This is a genomic window from Acinetobacter sp. MF4642, assembly GCF_002018925.1.
In the GTDB taxonomy this organism is placed as follows: domain Bacteria; phylum Pseudomonadota; class Gammaproteobacteria; order Pseudomonadales; family Moraxellaceae; genus Acinetobacter; species Acinetobacter johnsonii.
Genome location: NZ_MVON01000017.1, coordinates 1 through 19,804, shown reverse-complemented (window position 1 = coordinate 19,804; position 19,804 = coordinate 1). Strand labels below are relative to the sequence as shown.

Below are 19,804 nucleotides of genomic sequence, written 5' to 3'. Positions count from 1 at the left end.
TGATGCAACAGATACGTCTAATTACTCAGCAGCAGCTTCAACAACTTCAACTAGAGTCCAAGACTTAGTTTTAGAAATTGGGCGGCTTTCTTTGATAGTCACAACGTCGCCAGTTTTAGCTGTGTTGTTCTCATCGTGAGCATGTAATTTAGTTGAACGGCGGATTGATTTGCCATACAACGGGTGTTGAACGCGGCGTTCGATAAGTACAACAATAGACTTGTCCATTTTGTCGCTTACTACTTTGCCGGTTAACGTGCGAACTGTTTGTTCACTCATTGTCCGTTCCCCTGTTTTTCGGTAAGGAGTGTCTTAATACGAGCAATTGTCTTACGAGTAAGTGCAACTTCGTGCGATTTACCCAATTGACCAGTTGCTTTTGCCATACGAAGACGGAATTGGTTAAGCTGTTGCTCATCAAGCAAAGCTGTCAACTCTTCTACCGACTTTTCACGTAGATCTTTAGTTTTCATTACATTACCGTCCGAGTCACGATAGTGGTTTTAAACGGAAGTTTAGCAGCTGCAAGCGTAAACGCTTCGCGAGCCAATTCTTCGTTAACACCATCAATTTCGTACAAGACTTTACCTGGTTTGATTTGACAAACCCAGTATTCCACAGAACCTTTACCTTTACCCATACGCACTTCAAGAGGCTTAGAAGTAATTGGCTTGTCTGGGAAAACACGGATAAAGATCTTACCACCACGTTTAATACGACGGCTGATTGTACGACGCGCTGCTTCAATTTGACGAGCAGTCATTTGACCACGCTCAACAGATTTAAGTGCGATTGTACCAAAAGATACCGAGCTACCGCGGTGAGCTAGACCAGTGTTACGGCCTTTCTGCACTTTACGGAATTTAGTACGTTTAGGTTGTAACATGGATTATTCTCCTTTTTCAGCAGAACGATCATTGCGACGACCACGACGCTCTTGACCTTCACCACGACCACGACCGCGTTTAGCTGGACGTTCTTCAGCTGGAGCTGGGTTCATGACTTGTTTCATGCCACCCAAGATCTCACCACGGAAGATCCAAACTTTAACACCAATCGTACCGTAAGTCGTTTCAGCACGCATAGTTGAATAATCGATGTCTGCACGAAGTGTATGCAAAGGTACGCGACCTTCACGATACCACTCAGTACGAGCAATCTCAGCACCACCTAAACGGCCTGATACTTCAACTTTAATACCTTTAGCACCAGCACGCATTGTGTTTTGAACCGCACGCTTCATAGCACGACGGAACATTACACGCTTTTCCAATTGAGAAGCGATAGCTTCAGCAACTAAACGAGCGTCTAAGTCTGGGCGATCGATTTCATTGATACTTACTTGCGCTGGAATACCCATAATTTGAGTAAGTTCACGCTGTAGTTTCTCAATGTCTTCGCCTTTTTTACCGATAACGATACCAGGACGTGCAGTGCTAATAGTTACTTTAGCAGCGCCCGTAGGACGTTCGATAAGAATATTGCTGATCATTGCATTCTTAAGTTTTTTAGTTAAAAACTCACGAACTTGAAGATCTTTAAGCAAGTATTCAGCGTATTGTTTCGGACTCGCATACCAGTTGGCGTTATGACGTTTTACAACACCAAGGCGGATACCGATTGGATGAACCTTCTGACCCATATCAAACCCCTACCTTAACGGTAATGTGACAAGTACGCTTAGTAATACGATCTGCACGGCCTTTAGCACGCGGCATAATACGTTTAAGGCTAGTGCCTTCGTCAACGTAAATCGTAGTAACCTTAAGGTCGTCTACATCTAAACTGTTATTGTGTTCAGCGTTTGCAATTGCAGATTCCAATGCTTTTTTAACCAAAACCGCAGCTTTTTTGTTGCTGAAGTTGAGAATATTAAGCGCGTGAGCAACAGATTTGCCACGGATTAGGTCTGCAACCAAACGAGTTTTTTGTGCCGAGATAGCGGCACCGCGTAATTTAGCAGTAACTTCCATCATAGCACCTTAACGTTTAGATTTCTTGTCAACACCGTGACCACGATAGGTACGAGTTGGCGCGAATTCACCAAGTTTGTGACCAACCATATGTTCAGATACGATCACTGGAACATGGTTACGGCCATTATGTACAGAAATTGTTAAACCAACAAAATCTGGGAGGATCATCGAACGACGCGACCAAGTTTTGATCGGCTTACGGTTATTAGCCGCGATAGCCGCTTCAACCTTAGCGAACAAGTGCGCATCGACGAATGGGCCTTTTTTCAGAGAACGAGGCATTGTCAGATTCCTTTACTTGTTACTTAACGCGACGGTCGCGAATAATCATCTTAGTCGTACGCTTATTGGTACGTGTCTTGTACCCTTTAGCTTTTTGACCCCATGGGCTTACAGGTTGAATACCTTTGCTACGACCTTCACCACCACCGTGCGGGTGATCTACTGGGTTCATCGCCATACCACGAACGGTAGGACGAACGCCACGCCAGCGTGCTGCACCTGCTTTACCAAGTGAACGAAGGTTGCTTTCTTGGTTAGAAACTTCACCAAGAACTGCACGGCACTCAACGTGAATTTTACGCATTTCACCAGAACGTAAACGAACGATAGCGTAAGAACCGTCACGACCCAACAACTGAACTGAAGTACCAGCAGAACGAGCTAATTGCGCGCCCTTACCGATTTTAAGTTCGATGTTGTGAAGAGTAGAACCGATAGGCATGTTGCGAAGCGGTAAACAGTTACCTGGACGAATTGGAGCATCGTTACCAGATTGAACTTTATCGCCAGCGCGAAGGCCTTTAGGCGCGATGATGTAGCGACGCTCACCATCAGCATACAATACTAATGCAATGTGTGCTGTACGGTTAGGATCGTATTCAATACGCTCTACAGTTGCAGGAATACCATCTTTGTTACGCTTAAAGTCAACTAGACGGTAGTGCTGCTTGTGACCGCCACCAACGTGACGAGTCGTGATGTGACCGTTGTTATTACGACCACCAGTACGTTTTTTAGCTTCAACCAACGGAGCATAAGGCGCACCTTTGTGAAGATGGTCGTGAACGACTTTCTCTACAAAGCGACGTCCAGGAGACGTTGGCTTACATTTTTGAATTGGCATAATTCTCGTCCTTATTCCGCTGCGCTTTCAGCGGTATCGCCCAAGTCAGCCATTTCAACATCTTGGCCAGCTTTCAGGGTGACGTATGCTTTTTTAACATCAGAACGACGTCCTAATGTTTTACCAAAGCGTTTAGTCTTACCTTTAGTGATCGTTGTGTTAACTTTAACAACTTGAACACCAAACAATTGCTCAACAGCTTTTTTAATTTCAAGTTTGTTTGCATCAAGTGCAACTTTGAAAACTTGAACACCAGCAGTTTCGCCTAAAACTTGTGCTTTTTCTGAGAATACAGGTCCTTGTAGGACTTGATAGATACGTTCGTTGTTCATCCGAGTTCTACCTCAATTTTCTTAGCAGCAGCTACAGACATAACAACTTTATCGAACGCAATCAAGCTAACAGGATCGATAGCAGCAGCATCAACCACATCAACGTGTGGAATGTTGCGCGCTGCAAGGTATAGATTCTCATCTACAGATTCTGTAACGATCAATGCACGAGTAGCATTCAAGTCGTTAAGTTTTGCAAGCAACTCTTTAGTTTTTGGAGCAGCAACAGCAAACTCTTCAACCAATACAAGACGATCTTGGCGAACAAGTTCAGCTAAGATACATTGCATTGCACCGCGATACATTTTGCGGTTAACTTTTTGAGACCAATCTTGTGGGCGAGCAGCAAAAGTTTTACCACCACCTACCCAGATTGGGCTACGAATAGAACCAGCACGAGCGCGACCAGTACCTTTTTGACGGAATGGCTTTTTGCCACCGCCAGAAACGTCTGCACGTGATTTCTGAGCTTTTGAACCTTGACGGCCACCAGCTAAATAAGCTGTAACAACCTGGTGTACAAGAGCTTCATTGAATTCACGACCGAACGCAACTTCTGATAATTCAACAGCAGAGCCGGAAACAGTATTTAAATTCACGTTATTTCCCCTCAGGCCTTGATCGTAGGACGAACAGTTACGTCACCACCAGTAGCGCCAGGAATTGCACCTTTCACTACTAAAACTGAACGTTCTGCGTCGATAGATACAATTTCTAGACCCTGTACAGTTACGCGTTCAGCACCTAAATGGCCAGCCATTTTTTTGCCTTTGAATACGCGACCAGGAGTCTGGTTTTGACCTGTAGAACCCAGAACACGGTGAGAAAGTGAGTTACCGTGAGTCGCATCTTGCGTACGGAAGTTCCAACGCTTAACACCACCTTGGAAACCTTTACCTTTCGACTGACCAGTTACGTCAACAACTTGACCAACTGTGAACATGTCTACACCGATAGTTCCACCAACTTCACGACCTTCAAGATCAGCTTCTGTTGCACGGAATTCTTGAACTAGACGACCAGCAGCAACACCCGCTTTCGCGAAGTGACCTTTCTGAGCGTTAGTTACGCGAGATTCGCGACGTTCACCAGTAGTGATTTGAATCGCTTGATAACCATCAGTTTCAAGCGTTTTGATTTGAGTGATGCGGTTAGGATCAACCTCAATCACTGTAACAGGCACAGAAACACCAGCATCTGTAAAGATACGTGTCATACCGCACTTGCGACCGACTAAACCAATAGCCATGTGCATAAACCTCTAAAAAAGCGGCCTAATTAACTTAGAGCGTTAATTAACCCGAAAGCCTTAACCCAATGCGATCTGAACATCAACACCAGCTGCAAGATCTAACTTCATCAATGCATCTACAGTTTTGTCTGTAGGTTGAACGATGTCGATCAAACGTTTATAAGTGCGGATCTCGTATTGGTCACGCGCATCTTTGTTAACGTGTGGTGATGTTAAAACGTTAAAACGTTCAATGCGTGTAGGCATTGGAATTGGACCACAAACTTGTGCGCCAGTACGTTTTGCTGTTTCTACGATTTCTTGAGCTGATTGATCAATTAAACGGTGATCAAAAGACTTCAAACGGATACGAATTCTCTGGTTAGACATACCAGTAAACTCCAAGCCAAATATATAAAGAATCACTCCTGACGCATCTCACCCCACTAAAAGGTAAGTGTCAAGAGCAGTGAAATATCACTAAGGTCATGATCGATGCCACGACTGTCACGATGTTAACTACTTTATTCGCAGTTAACCCCCTTTCATTAAAGGGTCGCTCATTATAGCCATTGTTTAATGCATAAGCAAATCCATTTTTGATTTTTTACAATATATTCAATTTGTTTGGATTATCAGTAGCTTAAAAAAGCATCAATAGACTGTTTGCCGCAACACATAATCAATTGCACTGTTAAGAATTTGATTTCCCTCAATAAAATTTAATTTCGGCGATTTTTTCAATTCAGTCTCAGTTGCCACGTATTGCCCCGAAAACTTATTCAGCTCGTCATCATTTTCCAAAAAAAGTGCTAAGGTTTCTGGCACGATCTCTGGGTGAAATTGAAAACCCAATACATTCTTTCCAATTTGGTACATTTGATTGCGACAGACTGTATTTTCAGCCAAATGTACAGCACCTTTTGGAATTTCAAAGGTCTCGCTATGCCATTGCATCACATTAAACTGTTCAGGCAACTCAAAGCATTCTGTTGGGACGTGCTGGATTTTACGTACTGTTGCCCAACCCAACTCCTGTTGTTCATTGCGACTGACCGCGGCACCGAGCGCATTGGCAATCAGTTGCCCACCCAAGCATAAACCAATCGCAGGTTTTCCTGCGGCCAAGTAACGCCTTAACCAACGCTTCTCAATCTTCAACCATGGAAAATTCGCTTCATCATTCACACTCATGGTGCCCCCCATAATGATGAGTAAGTCAACATCCTCAACACTCGGTAAAGCTTCTATCTCTAAGGCTTGATCTATAGGTAAAGCAAAAAACTCTGTTGCACTGATCACTGCACCTTGTTGTTTTAAATACGTATAGCAACTGCCGAACCCTTCACCAGCAATATGCTGAAAATAATGTACTTTTAAATGCGACGTCATGCGCTTATGCCTTCTTTTTACTATCCTTATCGATGATTTAGCAAAATTGAAGCCAACTTTTTATTTTGCTTACCTTTATTCACATTTGTTCAATTTTCTCGCCTATTTAGAAACTTTCTCTTAAGCTAAAAACAATTTATCGCTTTATGATGAGTCGATTCGTGAAAAAAAACCCGCAAACCGCATTGGTTCATGCACCAAGACAAGCGCCTCAGTACATTTCAACGGTCCAACCTCCCCTGTATCGTGCATCGACGATTATTTTTAAAGATACAGATGCACTGTTTAATCGCCATTGGACCGATGACTATGACTATAGTTATGGCACCCACGGCACCCCCAGCACATTTACATTGGGCGATAACATTGCACAAATTGAAGGTGGAAAGTACTGCCTACTCGCACCAAGTGGATTGTCTGCAATTAATTTGGTGAATTCATGCTTTCTAAGTCATGGTGATGAAGTTTGGGTGGCAGATAATATTTACGGGCCAAACATGGAGCATCTTCGTAATCTAGAAAAACGCTATGGCATTGATATTCGTGTTTATAACCCTATTGATGTGTCCTCTTTCCAACCGACGGAAAAAGCAAAACTGATTTGGCTAGAAGCCGCAGGCTCAGTCACACTGGAGTTTCCAGATTTGGTCGGACTGGTGAAAAAGGCACAAGCACATCATGTGCTCACTGCTTTAGACAACACGTGGGGCGCAGGCCTTGCCTTTAATGCTTTTGATTTTAGTGATGAGCACTTAAGTGTAGATGTGACAGTACATGCTTTAACCAAGTACCCAAGTGGCGGCGGAGACATTTTAATGGGCTCAGTCGTGACACGCGAACGAGCTTTACATCATCAACTCTTTCGTACGCATGCCATTCAAGGCATTAGCGTCTCTGGGGATGATGTTGCTCAAGTCCAACGCAGTCTGGCATCAATGCGCGTTCGGTATGCCGCACAGTCTGAAAGTGCGCTACAGCTACTGGCATGGCTAAAACAACAACCCGAATTTGTGCAGGTATTACACCCTGCTGACTCGAGTGCTGCAGGTCATTCATATTGGAAAGACATTTGTGTCGATCAACACAGTGCAGGTTTGGTCAGTGTCATTTTCAAGCCCGAATTTGATCTACAGGATATTCGTCAGTTTTGTGATGCTCTGTCAGTCTTCAAACTCGGCTTTAGTTGGGGTGGTCCTGTAAGTTTGGTGATGCTGTATGACCTCAAAGACATGCGTGCACTTGAGCATACACATTTACAACAAGGTTTATTGGTTCGCTTTTGTATAGGACTAGAACATCCTGCCGATTTAATTCAAGATATAGAAAACGCACTAAAACAACTGAATAACCATCACAAAAAAATTGAATAGGAAGAAGTATGAGCACCCCGATCATCATTGCTAAGAAAACCACGAATACCCAACAAGATGTTGTTCTACACTCGAAGTTTGCCAACCGTCATGGCTTAATTGCAGGGGCAACAGGGACAGGTAAAACTGTAACCCTGAAGGTGTTGGCTGAAAGTTTTTCCAGACTCGGAGTGCCCGTATTTTTAGCCGATGCCAAAGGTGATGTCTCCAGCTTAGCGCAAGCAGGTGCATCCAATCCCAAATTTGATGAACGCATTAAAAGTTTAGGCATCGAAAGCATTCCCTTTGCTGCATCCCCCGTGGTGTTTTGGGATTTATTTGCTGAACAAGGTCATCCTATTCGTACCACGATTACCGAAATTGGCCCACTGTTGCTGGCACGTATGCTGAATTTGAATGACACCCAAGAAGGGGTACTTTCTGCGGTATTTCGTATTGCAGATGATCAAGGCATGTTACTGATCGACTTTAAAGACTTAAAAGCCATGATTGGTTATGTCAGTGAACATGCCGCAGAGTTTAAAGCCGAATATGGCAACCTATCTCCTGCCAGCCTTGGCGCGATTCAACGGAATTTATTAGCACTGGCCGATCAAGGCGGTGATCAATTCTTCGGGGAGCCCAGTTTAAATATTCTCGACTTTATTCAGACCGACAGTAATGGTCATGGCTATATCAATATCTTAGCCGCAGACAAGCTCATGAATACCCCAAAGCTCTATGCCACTTTTCTGCTCTGGATGCTCTCTGAACTCTTTGAACAGCTACCTGAGGTTGGCGATATGGATAAGCCCAAGCTGGTGTTCTTCTTTGATGAAGCGCATTTGCTATTTGACAATGCCAGTGCAGCGCTGCAAGAAAAAATTGAACAAGTGGTGCGCCTGATCCGCTCCAAGGGGGTGGGTATTTACTTTGTCACGCAAAATCCACTGGATTTGCCTGAAAGCGTATTAGGGCAGCTCGGCAATCGCGTACAACATGCCTTACGTGCCTTTACCCCGAAAGATCAAAAAGCAGTTAAAACAGCTGCAGACACCTTCCGTGCCAATCCTGAATTTAAAGTTGAGCAAGCCATCACCGAGCTAGCTGTGGGTGAAGCTTTGATTAGTTGCCTAGATGAACAAGGCACGCCGCAAGTCGTAGAGCGTGCATGGGTGATGCCACCCTACTCGTCTTTCAGTCCCATTAGCCCAGAGCAACGTCAAGCCTTGATTTCACAAAGTATCGTGGCAGGCATTTATGAAAAACGCCTAGACCGTGAAAGTGCTTTTGAACTTCTACAAAATAAAGTGGTTGAACGCCAACAACAAGCGGTACAGATAGAGCAAGAGAAACAACAAACCAAAGAACAAGAGGCGCTAGCGAAACAGAAGGCCAAAGAAGCTGAAACACTAGCGAAGCAACAAGCACGTGAGCAAGAGCGGATTGCGAAAGAACAGCAAAAAGAAGCTGAACGTGAAGCAAAACAGCGTGAGAAGCTAATTCAAGACACAGTAGGAACTTTTGCCAAAAGCGCCGCACGTAGTCTCGGGGGCAGTACGGGACAAAAAATCGTCCGTGGTTTACTCGGCTCATTGTTTGGTCGTAAGTGATCTACTTTTTAAATCTAAAAATCAAAATTTATGGGATATTCATATATCCCATATAAAAGTTAAGCTTTTACCAAAAGATTTATTTACATTACATCTTTAAAGGTATATTTTAAATACATCTTATAAATGATAGCCAAGAGAGATCAAACATGACTCCGCAGCAAATTGAACTTGTAAAAGCAACTGTTCCTGTCCTTCGTGAAAATGGTGTTGCACTCACAGGTTATTTTTATAACCGCATGTTAGGCAACAATCCTAATTTAAAAGAAACCTTTAATATGGGGCATCAACGCAGTGGTGCTCAAGCCCAAGCTTTGGCGGGTGCTGTGTTGGCCTATGCAGAAAACATTGAAGATCCTTCAGTATTACTCCCTGTGGTTGAGCTGATTGCCCACAAACATGTCAGCTTGAATATTCAAGCACCCGACTACAATATTGTTGGGGAAAACCTCCTCCATTCGATTAGTGAAGTTTTAAGTATTTCAATGGAGGATCCATTGATTGATGCTTGGGCTGCGGCGTATGGTCAATTGGCTGATTTATTCATTAGCACTGAAAAAGCGATTTATGAGCAACATCAACAAACCAAAGGGAGCTGGTTAGGCTGGCGCAACTTTAAAATTGCGAAAAAAGTGGTTGAAAGCGATGAAATCACTTCTTTCTATCTTGCCCCTGTGGACGGTGGTGATTTACCAAAATATGAAGCAGGTCAGTATATTTCAGTACGTGTATTTGTTGAGGAACTTGGTCTAAAACAACCTCGCCAATACACCCTTTCAACTAGCCCTCAAGCTGACTATTTACGTATCTCGGTCAAACGCGAAGATGAAAAAGGCGATTTGGCAGGAGGCTGGGTGTCAAATACCCTGCATGGTTTAGCCGAAGGTGCTGAAATTGAAGTGTCTGCACCAACAGGTAACTTCTACCTGATTGACCCAAACAAACGCAATGTCTTTATTAGTGGTGGTGTAGGCCTCACGCCAATGGTAGCGATGCTAAATCAGTTGGTGACTTTAGATATGCCAGAACCTGTGACTTTTGTGCACGCCTGCCGTAGCAAACAAGTGCATGCCATGAAACAACATATTCATGACTTAAAAGCCAAATACCCGCGCTTAAGCACCTTTACTGCATATGAGTTCCCACATCAAAGCGATGTTTTAGGTCAAGATTATGATGCGAAGGGTCGCCTTGATTTGAGTACCATTGATAGCGCGATTTTACCTGTTCAAGCAGACTACTACTTATGCGGCCCAATGCCATTTATGGCTGAACAACAAAAAGCCCTAATTGCCCGTGGTGTTCCTGCCGAAAATATTCACAGTGAAGCTTTTGGCACAGGTGGTGTTCATCACTAATCCATGCCATCGGCATAAAATAGAGAGGGTTAGTCAGGTTATGCTAGACTAGCCCTTTGTTTTTTTGCTTATCAACGATCATTACCCTCATGCAGCTCAATAAATTTACCGATTATGCTTTGCGAATTCTGATGTATGTTTCGCAGCCGAAAGCGCTGCCGCATACCATTGCAGAACTGGCGCAAGCACTACAAGTGTCTGAAAACCACTTGATGAAAATCGTACACTTTATGGCGAAACAGCAGTGGATTATTACCGCACGCGGTCGTGGCGGTGGGATTCGACTCAATCCAGAAACCCTACATTTAAGACTGGGCGAGATTGTGCGGGTCTTACAAGCAGATCAGAACATTGTGGAATGCAACACCCCACCTTGCGTACTTCGTTCAAATTGCGGACTGAAAGGGATCTTAGATCAAGCGTTGGATCAGTTCTATCACAGCTTAGACCAATATACCTTAGCAGATGTACTGGGCACTGAAGCTCAGAATAAATTCACGACCCACTCGCCGATTAACCTGATCAATCTCGTCGATTAAGGTCTTTTATAGACAAGATTACGGACTTTACGCTGCAAAGGTCGATTGCCTGCTCGACTTCCATTATAATGGCTGATTGTAGATCATAAATTGAAGTTGAGTTATGCACCACAGCCGAGGAAAATCCAAAAACAGTAAAATTGCTGCTGCCCCAAAGCAAAAAATTAGCTATGAAAAAAAGGTAGATTCTGCAGTTACTGAATATGCTGTGCGCGCTCTCAACTGGCTGCGTAAAGCAGAGTTTTTAATGAGTGCCCCGAAGCTCAACCTGTGTGTAGAAGATACAGGCTATGAAATTGCTTTTGCGGGTCGTTCAAATGCAGGTAAGTCTAGTGCTATCAATGCCTTAACCAACCAAAAGCAATTGGCTCGTGCCTCGAAAAGACCGGGTCGTACGCAGATGATTAACTTTTTCAGTCTGGGTAATCCTGACCAACGTCTCGTCGACTTACCCGGTTATGGTTATGCAGCCGTGCCTGAAGCGATGAAAATCGTGTGGCAAAAAGAGTTAGAAAATTACCTGATTCAGCGTAAAAGCTTACAAGGCTTAGTATTGTTGATGGATATTCGTCATCCACTACAGCACTTTGACGTGATGATGTTGGAATGGGCGTATTCACGTAAATTGTTTGTGCATGTACTGCTAACAAAGTCTGATAAACTCAACCGTGGCCCTGCCTCTAAAGCATTACAAGAAGTTAAAGCCCAATTGAAAAAAATGAAACTGGATTTCTCAATTCAATTGTTCTCTTCTCTCAATAAACAAGGCCTAGAAGAACTGGCAAGTGTGATGGGCGGACGACTGAATTTTACTTTAGACCAAGCTCAACACTTTGACTTAAGCAGTATTCCAGATGCGACAGCCGATGAGCTAGATGCAGACGAATTCGATGAAGATCCTGAACCCGCTATGGATCTTGATGCTGAAGATGATGTGGAAACAAAACCACAGTCTGAGGCTTAAGTTTTAAACGCCAACCTATAAAAGCATCATCTATTGCTGTATCTGTGTCCCCTATTGCTAATCGCAATCGGGGACTTTTTTTATACTGACTTTATTCAGCTCGTGAAAAAGTTCAACACATATAAAAATAGGTCAGCATATGAAATTATGGTCTCGATTGAAAAAAACAAAATTCGTTCTTCTATAACCTACACAATTAAGCCTCGCAAAGTTAAATTTGAGTGGCAAGACAGTCCGATTGATTGGATTCCCAACCAACCTTTTGCCAGCTATTTCATCAATGAAATTAATATGATTCTGCCCGCAGGTGAGTTCTGGTTTTGCCGCCTCTATAACAAAGTCTTACCGCAAATTAGCGATGAAAAACTGAAGCAGGATGTACAAGTCTTTATTCGCCAAGAAGCCATGCATGCGCAGGCACACAACTCAGCCAATAAAGAGTATCTCAGCCAAAGAAAGATTGATGTCTCCCGTAATCTAGAGTTGATGGATTTCTTATTTGGAAAATTACTGGCTGATAAACCACTAGATCTCACTGTACCTAAAGCACTTGAGCACCAGTGGGATCTGTTTCGACTCGGTATTATTGCCACGGTGGAACACATGACCTGTGTCCTTGGAAAATATGTACTGGACAACACCGAATGGGAAAAAATGGGCGCTGACCCTGCGATGTTAGACTTGATCAAATGGCACGGCGCAGAAGAAATTGAACACCGTACCGTCGCATTTGATTTATACCGACATTTAGGCGGGGGTTATATTGCGCGCTATTATTTGAGTCTGGTGGTGATTGCTGCCGTTCTGGGCTTATGGGTCGATGGTGCGGCCCATATTATGAAACAAGATGACCGCTTTAAGTCGATTCAACCCAGTCTGTTTAAACCTTGGATTTGGCGTGAGTGGCTGTCTATTTCTAAACGGAATCATCAAGTTTTACCAAGTCCGTTATGGCTCATCTCACAGCAATTTGGCTATTTAGTGCCGTGGTATGACCCTGTACACGAAGCCAAAACAGAAGATGCGATTGCCTACTTAGACCAATCCCCAGCGGCTAAACGTGCCATGCTCAAAGTCGCTTAAATCCTAAAATAAAAAAAGCAGCTTAATAGCTGCTTTTTTATTTTAGAGCAAAACTTAAGACGGATTCGATAAATTGGGCAAAGGTGCATCCAGATCCTGGGTATGTCGATCCACCACCACACTAATCATCATGTCACCTTGTACATTCACCACAGTACGCACGGTATCCAGTAAGCGATCAATCGGTAATAAAATCGCAATCGCTTCAGCAGGAAGCCCGACAGACTGCAATACCATAATCATAGTGACCATGCCTGCACTCGGAATCCCTGGAGCACCTAAAGAAGCAATCATCGCCGTCAGACACACCACCAGCTGCTGACTCAAGGTCAAATCGAGTCCCATCAAGTTGGCAATAAACAAAGCCGCCGCTGCCTCATACAGCGCAGTACCATCCATATTGAGCTGCGTCCCCAACGGAATCACAAAGCCTGCCGTTTGCGGACGTACACCAAGATTTTCTTGCGCACACTTGAGGGATAAAGGCATAGTTGCCGAGCTTGAACTGGTGGCAAAAGCCGTAATCAACGCCACACGCGTGCCTTTAAAAAAGGTCATCGGGTTCATCTTGCCAAAAATCCACAGTAATAGCGGCAAAACCACCAGACCATGAAAAATGGTAGTGCCCGTTACCACAGCCGCAAACTCTGCCAAACGACTCAATACAGAAATGTCTTCAGTGGCAATCAACTTAGCAAGTAAGGCAAAAATTCCTAGCGGGGCTAGCTTCATCACCCAACCAATCATCAACATCATGATGTCAAAGAACTGTTGACTCAGCTTACGCACGGTACGGAATTTTTCGCCGCCCTTGACGAGCGCCACTCCAATGAACAGAGCAAAAACCACTACCGCTAAAACATTGCCTTCGGCAAAAGCTTTGAATGGGTTAATCAGCGTATTTTGAATAAAGTTGGTAAAAAACGAAGATGGAGTGAGCGTATCTGGAGTTTGATGAGAGGCCATGGCGTCTTGGAACATGGCAATATCGACACCTTTACCGACTTCAAATAAATGCGCGCAGCTTAAACCCAATATCAGCGCCAAAGTCGTGGTGGTAACACAGCATGCCAGCGTAATTTTCCAAACACGGGAGAGCTGGCCGCCCGCTTGTAAGTTAGATACTCCCACCACAATTGAGCTAAAAATAAGGGGAATCAAGAGCATTTTTAATAGACCAATAAAAATACTACTGACCACCCCGATTCCATACAAACTCATCTCTAAAAAAGCGCTACCCGGGAAAAGATTTAGAATAAATCCGAAGATGACCCCGAAGATCGCGGCAATTAGAATTTGCGTGTTTAAGCTCATAGCTTCATGCTTTTCAAAGATTTCTTTGGGAAACTATGCCATGTGAACGGACTACAATCGAGCATTTTTTTGTCACAAGTACTGCACATTTCCCCATATACCTCTCCCCAAAAGATGAGACCATTACAATTCAAGCTCAACTTCTAGCTCTGCCCTGACCACCTTTCAGTCATAAAGTCGGTCATAAAAAAAGCTGAGTCATATCACTCAGCTTTTTCTGTACTCAGACTTTATTGGGCTTCGATTTCGCGGAGCCGAATCAAACCTTCTTGAGTGGTACTACACACCAACTCACCGTTTTGCCACATTCGTCCAAAATTCAAACCGCGTGAACTGGCACTGACTGTCGCATCCATGTCATACAGCATCCAGTCATCCACGCGAAAGGGTTTATGGAAATACATAGCATGATCGATACTCGCACACTGCAAACTTGGGGAAAGATAACTTAAACCATGCGGGCGCAGTGCCGTGGTCATTAAAGTGAAATCTGAATAGAATGCCGCAATCGCCTGATGCAACGAAATTTCATCCACTTCTGCTGCAATGCGGTCATGGGTGCGAATATAGTGCGCATACACAGGTGCTTCAGGCTGCGGTTGATACGGGTTTTGTGGATTGATAGGACGAATTTCCACATGACGATCGCGCATGAAACTTGCACGCACATTTTCAGGCACAAATTCCACCATCATTTTTTTCAGTTCAGCCTCAGACTTTAAAGACTCTGGTGCTGGATACTCAGGCTCACCGATTTGATAATTCAGGCCTTCTTCATTGTCAGCAAAAGACACCATGCACATAAAGATGGTTTTACCATGCTGAATAGCGCGCACTTGGCGGCTGACAAAACTACGACCATCACGAATTCGATCAACTTCATAGATAATCGGTGCGTTCACATCACCACCAAATAAAAAGTATGCATGTAAAGAATGAGCTGGACGATCCGTCGTATATGACGCCGCACGTAGGGCCTGACCTAAGACTTGTCCGCCAAAAACACGCTTCCCAACCAAATTACGGCTTTGTCCACGAAAGATATTTTCCTCAATTTTTTCGAGGCTCAGTAATTCAACCAACTCTTGGGTTAAGGCATTCATAAGCAACCTACTTAATGGTGAGAGACCAGATTTTTCTGTAAAGTGATGAGGTATGATATCGATATTAAAATCTATTTTGCCATAAATTCAGACTAAAACCCTATAAATTGCTTGACTGAGTTGTCATAAGTTTTCTTCGTTATTTCCGACTAAAAATACGATTTTTAACGATAAAATTCACCATATAAAACAAATTTGTCAGGAAATGACATACGGTTTATGTTTACAATTACGCAAAATAAATACCCCTTCAGACAAACTGCGGGATTGGTCATTTAAGCAGGAGTGTATATGTCCAAAAGTGGCTTTGGTCAAATGTATAGAAAGCTTTCAAGTAAGCTTCTTGACCTCATAGTAACCCCACATGTATTGGGTGAGGTTCCAACAGAACCGACAGCAACAGATGCTGACCCAGCAGCTTCAGGCCATCCCAAAAAAATTGTCTGTTATGTGCTTCAAAACCACTCACGCAGTAATGCGCTATTGGTGGATGGTGAAACGCGTCGTTTAAAACTTGCTCCTGCACTCGATCCTTTGGTCGTGGGGACACATCAAGAAAAAGCATCGATCGTGTTTTTACAGCATAGCGATGAAAATAATTTACTTAACCCTTCACCACACACCTTTCCACCGCGCCTGTTACGTCTAGTTGAAGCATTAGAGCAACAACCCGATTTAGACGTAGAGCTGGTGCCTGTGACGGTACTGTGGGGACGTTCACCAGATAAAGAAGACTCTTGGTTTAAATTGCTATTTACTGACACTTGGGCAACTCCAAGTACGGTGAAGCAGCTGATGAATATCGGTTTACATGGTCGTCAATCATTTTTAGAGTTTCATGAAAGTCAATCTTTACGTGCTTTGGTCGACTTTGCAAAAACCACCTATCCGAATTTATCGCCTGCGACCTACATTCTAAACACCTTAAATAATCAGCTCGATGCACACCGTGAAGCGGTACTCGGTCCCGATCTTTCGGACCGTCGCAACGTGATGCATTCATTGATTAAAGCCAGTGATGTACAAGATGCGATTCGCCGCGAAAGTATCCGCGGCAAAATTAGCATGTTGGACGCTGAACGTCGTGCCATTGGTTATGTCAATGAAATCGTATCGGACTATTCACACTCAACCATCCGTTTTGCGGAAATGGCGCTGGCACGGTTATGGACCCAGCTCTATGACGGGGTTGAAGTGCATAACTTCAATACAGTTCGTGAGTTGGCTAAAGACTACGAAATTGTGTATACCCCATGTCACCGTAGTCATATCGACTATTTACTGCTGTCTTATGTGGTGTATAACCGTGGTTTGATGGTGCCTTATATTGCTGCGGGCGATAACCTGAATATGCCATTTGTTGGGCAAATTCTACGTGGTGGCGGTGCATTCTTTATTCGCCGCACTTTCCGCGGTAACGCGCTCTACACTTCGGTCTTTAAAGAATACCTATACAGTATTTTGTCGCGTAATACGCCTTTGGAATACTTCATCGAAGGTGGTCGTTCACGTACAGGTCGTCTGCTACCACCGAAGACAGGTATGTTAGCCATGACGGTGCACAGTCACTTGCGTGGTCGCGCCAAACCGATTGTCTTTGTTCCGACCTATATTGGCTATGAACGCTTAATGGAAGGTGCGACCTACGTCGGCGAGATGAACGGTAAACCGAAAGAAGCCGAGTCTGTCTTTGGGATTCTACAAACTTTACGCAAAATTGAACGTATTTTCGGGAAAGTCCATCTCAACTTTGGTGAGCCCGTTTTCCTCGATGACATGTTGAAAAAGCATGGCGCTGAGAATGTGCAAATTGCTAAAAATGATGATCCAATTCCGCAAGAAGTCTCTGATGCAGTCAACAGTTCTGCACATGCAATTTTAGAAAATATTAACCGTGCAGCTGTGGTGAATCCTGTTTCACTCTTGTCTTTGGTGCTGCTGGCTACTGAGAAGCATACTCTGGATGAAGAAATTTGTATCAAACAGCTTGATACCTATCGCAAACTACTAACAACTCTTCCTTATGATGAGCGCCTCTTGGTCACGCCATTATCAGGTAAAGAAATCATTGCTTATGGTTTAAAGCTGAAACTGATCAAACGCGTCAATCACGTTCTTGGTGACATTATTGCGATTGCGGACAATCAAGCAGTACTGCTGACCTACTTCCGTAATAACATTTTGCATGCCTTTGTATTGCCATCTCTTGTTGCCGCTTTGGTTGAACATAATGGAACCATTGGCCGTGGTGATTTAATCAATGTAATTCGCACGCTGTATCCATTCTTAAAAGCAGAACTGTTTTTAAAATGGGAAGATGCTGAACTCAAAGATCAAATCTGTGCTTATGTAGATGGTTTGATTCAAGCCAAACTGATTTCTGAAGATGCCGAAGGCCACTTGATTTCTCCTGCTCCAAACAGCGAAGACCATAACCAGTTGGTGGTATTGGCAGCGCCAGTCATGCAGAGTCTTGAACGTTACTACATGACGCTTGCGCTGATTACACAGCGTGGTTCTGGGAATATTTCAGCACGTCAGGTGGAAGAGCTCAGTCATTTGGTGGGTCAGCGTCTATCTGTCCTATATGAGTTCAATTCACCTGAATTCTTTGATAAAGCCCTGTTCCAAAGCTTTATTAAAGTGCTGACGCAACAGGGTTATATCAGCACCAACTCAGACAACGCGATTGTGTTTGATGAGAACTTCCAAAACGTTGCTCAATATGCCAACTTGGTACTGGATGATGTCACGCTACAAATGTTGCAACACATCACTACTTTCAGCGATGAAGAACTGAAAGACACGCTCGACAAAGTAGCTGCTGAACAAGCGAAGAAGCGTTTGAAACGTAAGAAGAAGTAATTTCTTTTTAAAAGCATAGGTATCTACAAAATGTAGGTGCCTATGCTGTTCAACAAGAAAATACTAAATAAAAAATTTAAGCCAATATAGGTTAAATAGATAAATAGTTGAGGAATACTTTTTATAAATTTGGACTTTACCTAATTCTATTTATGATCCATATATTCATGAATTAGCAAGAAATATAAACTTTAAAATTAAATACTGAACAACAAGCTAGTACAACCAATCATTAATGATCCAGTAGGATATAGATTAGTTTCAAATATAACTCTAATTCCAGTAGCTCCACTGCTTTTTTTAATTTACCAAAGTATACAATAATGAAATATATAGTTTTTTTAAGTATTTTATTGGCATCATTCTCAATTATAGGTTGTAAAGAAAAACGTGTTCGTTACTTTCAATACGAAATTCTAAATAATGAAAGTATTTGTTCATTGAAACCTAAGAAGATTTTTGAGTCTAAAGAGTTTTCAATGTTCGATACATTTTTTAAAGATATGGATGGAAATCCTAATGATGAATTATCAGAAACTATTTATAAAGAAAGTTTAAAAAATCTATCTAATACAAGTAGTAAATATATTTTTTGTTTCCCAAAGAGTAGTTTGAAATCAGATTTTTTAGAAACGTATATTCAAGTTGAACTACAAAGAGGGAAAACTTTTCGACAATACGAATTTAAAAATTATTTTTGCATAAAAAATAATGACTTAATTAATTTTATTGAAAAAGAAGAAAGTATAGAAGTATGCGAATAATGTTATTTCTCATACAGTTAACATAATACCTCTTACGCTATATTATTAATTTTTTATATAAATACCAAAACTTTAATTAAAATATGCCCAAGAGCTCATCTCACTAAAACCAGTTTTTACTGGGCTTTTACTAACAACGCCAAATAATCATCAAAGCAATGGGAATGCTGTCATTCAAAATGATTTAACAGCCATGTTAACTAAGGGAATAGGTACAGATAAGAATCCTGAGAAAGTATTGTTTTGGCTTAATAAAGCTGCGGAACAAAATTTTCCCGAAGCTCAATATAATTTAGGGTTAATGTATGACTCAGGGAATTACGTTACTAAAGATAGAAAAAAAGCCTTAGAATTTTATCAGTTAGCAGCTAAGTCTGGATTAAGTTAAGCTCAATATAATTTAGCTAATGCTTATCGTGATGGTGTAGTTGTTCAGAAAATGAAGAAAAGGCTCTAGAACTTTATCTTAAAGCAGCAGAACAAAACCTACCTGAAGCTCAGAATAATGCAGCATATATATATGCAAATACTTATAATGATTTAGAAAAAGCAAAATTTTGGTTTACTAAATCATATGAAAATGGCAATGCGGCAGCAGGTGAAGCTTTAAAAGAGTTGAATGAACTATCTTCTAATTAAATCATAGAATAACGCACATGAAACAACTAGGCTTTGTTGCACAAACCTATCTGTAAAGGGTTTTTCAGCGATATAATTTTCAAATGAAGAAGCCTACACACAAAATCTACCGCACAACCAATTGGCCCGCATATAACCGAGCACTCATGAGTCGCG

The 19,804-nt window shown here is 42.6% G+C and carries 23 protein-coding genes and 1 pseudogene; 10 read left to right on the top strand and 14 right to left on the bottom strand.

Annotated elements, in window-relative coordinates:
- Window positions 1-21 precede the first annotated feature (21 nt).
- The 12 genes and pseudogenes from rpsQ to MF4642_RS10305 form a co-directional block, all read right to left on the bottom strand.
- Window positions 22-279, bottom strand: coding sequence for a 30S ribosomal protein S17 (gene rpsQ, locus MF4642_RS10360; protein WP_004691314.1), 258 nt, complete (start codon window positions 277-279; stop codon window positions 22-24).
- Window positions 276-473, bottom strand: a complete 198-nt coding sequence (rpmC, locus tag MF4642_RS10355) for a 50S ribosomal protein L29 (RefSeq protein ID WP_004650482.1) — start codon at window positions 471-473, stop codon at window positions 276-278. The genes rpsQ and rpmC overlap by 4 nt, the downstream gene beginning before the upstream one ends.
- A complete protein-coding gene (gene rplP / locus MF4642_RS10350) occupies window positions 473-886 on the bottom strand; it encodes a 50S ribosomal protein L16 (protein ID WP_004691317.1) in 414 nt (137 codons plus the stop codon). The genes rpmC and rplP overlap by 1 nt, the downstream gene beginning before the upstream one ends.
- Window positions 826-1,642 (bottom strand): annotated as a pseudogene (rpsC, locus tag MF4642_RS10345) (30S ribosomal protein S3). The gene rplP and the pseudogene rpsC overlap by 61 nt, the downstream one beginning before the upstream one ends.
- A 1-nt stretch (window position 1,643) precedes the next feature.
- Window positions 1,644-1,973, bottom strand: a complete 330-nt coding sequence (rplV, locus tag MF4642_RS10340) for a 50S ribosomal protein L22 (RefSeq protein WP_004691320.1) — start codon at window positions 1,971-1,973, stop codon at window positions 1,644-1,646.
- 9 nt (window positions 1,974-1,982) lie between these two features.
- Window positions 1,983-2,258 carry a 30S ribosomal protein S19 gene (gene rpsS, locus MF4642_RS10335; protein WP_004281508.1) on the bottom strand — a complete coding sequence of 92 codons (276 nt, stop codon included), beginning with the start codon at window positions 2,256-2,258 and terminating at the stop codon, window positions 1,983-1,985.
- A gap of 19 nt (window positions 2,259-2,277) precedes the next feature.
- Entirely contained in the window at window positions 2,278-3,102 is an 825-nt protein-coding gene (rplB, locus tag MF4642_RS10330) for a 50S ribosomal protein L2 (protein ID WP_004691322.1), read from the bottom strand.
- A gap of 11 nt (window positions 3,103-3,113) precedes the next feature.
- Entirely contained in the window at window positions 3,114-3,434 is a 321-nt protein-coding gene (gene rplW / locus MF4642_RS10325; protein WP_004691323.1) for a 50S ribosomal protein L23, read from the bottom strand.
- Entirely contained in the window at window positions 3,431-4,033 is a 603-nt protein-coding gene (gene rplD, locus MF4642_RS10320) for a 50S ribosomal protein L4 (protein ID WP_004691326.1), read from the bottom strand. Before rplD ends, rplW begins: the two co-directional genes overlap by 4 nt.
- An 11-nt stretch (window positions 4,034-4,044) precedes the next feature.
- Window positions 4,045-4,683, bottom strand: a complete 639-nt coding sequence (gene rplC / locus MF4642_RS10315; protein WP_004691328.1) for a 50S ribosomal protein L3 — start codon at window positions 4,681-4,683, stop codon at window positions 4,045-4,047.
- 60 nt (window positions 4,684-4,743) lie between these two features.
- A complete protein-coding gene (rpsJ, locus tag MF4642_RS10310) occupies window positions 4,744-5,055 on the bottom strand; it encodes a 30S ribosomal protein S10 (RefSeq protein WP_000070912.1) in 312 nt (103 codons plus the stop codon).
- A 264-nt stretch (window positions 5,056-5,319) separates the two neighbouring features.
- A complete protein-coding gene (locus MF4642_RS10305; protein ID WP_078426169.1) occupies window positions 5,320-6,057 on the bottom strand; it encodes a type 1 glutamine amidotransferase in 738 nt (245 codons plus the stop codon).
- Window positions 6,058-6,218: 161 nt separating this feature from the next.
- Here MF4642_RS10305 and MF4642_RS10300 point away from each other — a divergent pair, with 161 nt between their 5' ends.
- The 6 genes from MF4642_RS10300 (at window position 6,219) to MF4642_RS10275 (ending at window position 12,963) form a co-directional block, all read left to right on the top strand.
- A complete protein-coding gene (locus tag MF4642_RS10300) occupies window positions 6,219-7,427 on the top strand; it encodes a PLP-dependent transferase (protein ID WP_078426168.1) in 1,209 nt (402 codons plus the stop codon).
- Window positions 7,428-7,435: 8 nt separating this feature from the next.
- A complete protein-coding gene (locus tag MF4642_RS10295; RefSeq protein WP_078426167.1) occupies window positions 7,436-9,019 on the top strand; it encodes a helicase HerA-like domain-containing protein in 1,584 nt (527 codons plus the stop codon).
- Between the two features lie 149 nt (window positions 9,020-9,168).
- Window positions 9,169-10,377, top strand: coding sequence for an NO-inducible flavohemoprotein (gene hmpA / locus MF4642_RS10290; RefSeq protein ID WP_078390009.1), 1,209 nt, complete (start codon window positions 9,169-9,171; stop codon window positions 10,375-10,377).
- An 89-nt stretch (window positions 10,378-10,466) separates the two neighbouring features.
- Entirely contained in the window at window positions 10,467-10,916 is a 450-nt protein-coding gene (locus MF4642_RS10285; RefSeq protein ID WP_005401285.1) for an RrF2 family transcriptional regulator, read from the top strand.
- 103 nt (window positions 10,917-11,019) lie between these two features.
- A complete protein-coding gene (gene yihA / locus MF4642_RS10280) occupies window positions 11,020-11,880 on the top strand; it encodes a ribosome biogenesis GTP-binding protein YihA/YsxC (RefSeq protein ID WP_078426166.1) in 861 nt (286 codons plus the stop codon).
- Window positions 11,881-12,027: 147 nt separating this feature from the next.
- On the top strand, window positions 12,028-12,963 hold the full coding sequence (locus tag MF4642_RS10275; RefSeq protein WP_101495448.1) for a metal-dependent hydrolase: 936 nt from the start codon (window positions 12,028-12,030) through the stop codon (window positions 12,961-12,963).
- 54 nt (window positions 12,964-13,017) lie between these two features.
- Here the strand turns inward: MF4642_RS10275 and MF4642_RS10270 are convergent, their stop codons facing one another.
- Window positions 13,018-14,277: a dicarboxylate/amino acid:cation symporter gene (locus tag MF4642_RS10270; RefSeq protein ID WP_078426165.1), complete on the bottom strand. Its 1,260-nt coding sequence runs from the start codon at window positions 14,275-14,277 to the stop codon at window positions 13,018-13,020.
- A gap of 230 nt (window positions 14,278-14,507) precedes the next feature.
- On the bottom strand, window positions 14,508-15,380 hold the full coding sequence (locus MF4642_RS10265; RefSeq protein WP_010327600.1) for an acyl-CoA thioesterase: 873 nt from the start codon (window positions 15,378-15,380) through the stop codon (window positions 14,508-14,510).
- A gap of 291 nt (window positions 15,381-15,671) precedes the next feature.
- On the opposite strand from MF4642_RS10265, the gene plsB reads away from it, so the two are divergent.
- The 4 genes from plsB to MF4642_RS17360 all read left to right on the top strand — a co-directional run bounded on the left by plsB (window position 15,672) and on the right by MF4642_RS17360 (window position 19,648).
- Window positions 15,672-18,245 carry a glycerol-3-phosphate 1-O-acyltransferase PlsB gene (plsB, locus tag MF4642_RS10260; protein ID WP_005401290.1) on the top strand — a complete coding sequence of 858 codons (2,574 nt, stop codon included), beginning with the start codon at window positions 15,672-15,674 and terminating at the stop codon, window positions 18,243-18,245.
- A 323-nt stretch (window positions 18,246-18,568) separates the two neighbouring features.
- Entirely contained in the window at window positions 18,569-19,009 is a 441-nt protein-coding gene (locus tag MF4642_RS10255) for a hypothetical protein (protein WP_078426164.1), read from the top strand.
- A 193-nt stretch (window positions 19,010-19,202) separates the two neighbouring features.
- Window positions 19,203-19,397 (top strand): tetratricopeptide repeat protein, encoded by a 195-nt coding sequence (locus MF4642_RS17365; RefSeq protein ID WP_413772697.1) that lies wholly within the window; start codon window positions 19,203-19,205, stop codon window positions 19,395-19,397.
- A gap of 128 nt (window positions 19,398-19,525) precedes the next feature.
- Window positions 19,526-19,648, top strand: a complete 123-nt coding sequence (locus tag MF4642_RS17360) for a hypothetical protein (RefSeq protein WP_413772806.1) — start codon at window positions 19,526-19,528, stop codon at window positions 19,646-19,648.
- The last annotated feature ends 156 nt before the right edge of the window (window positions 19,649-19,804 follow it).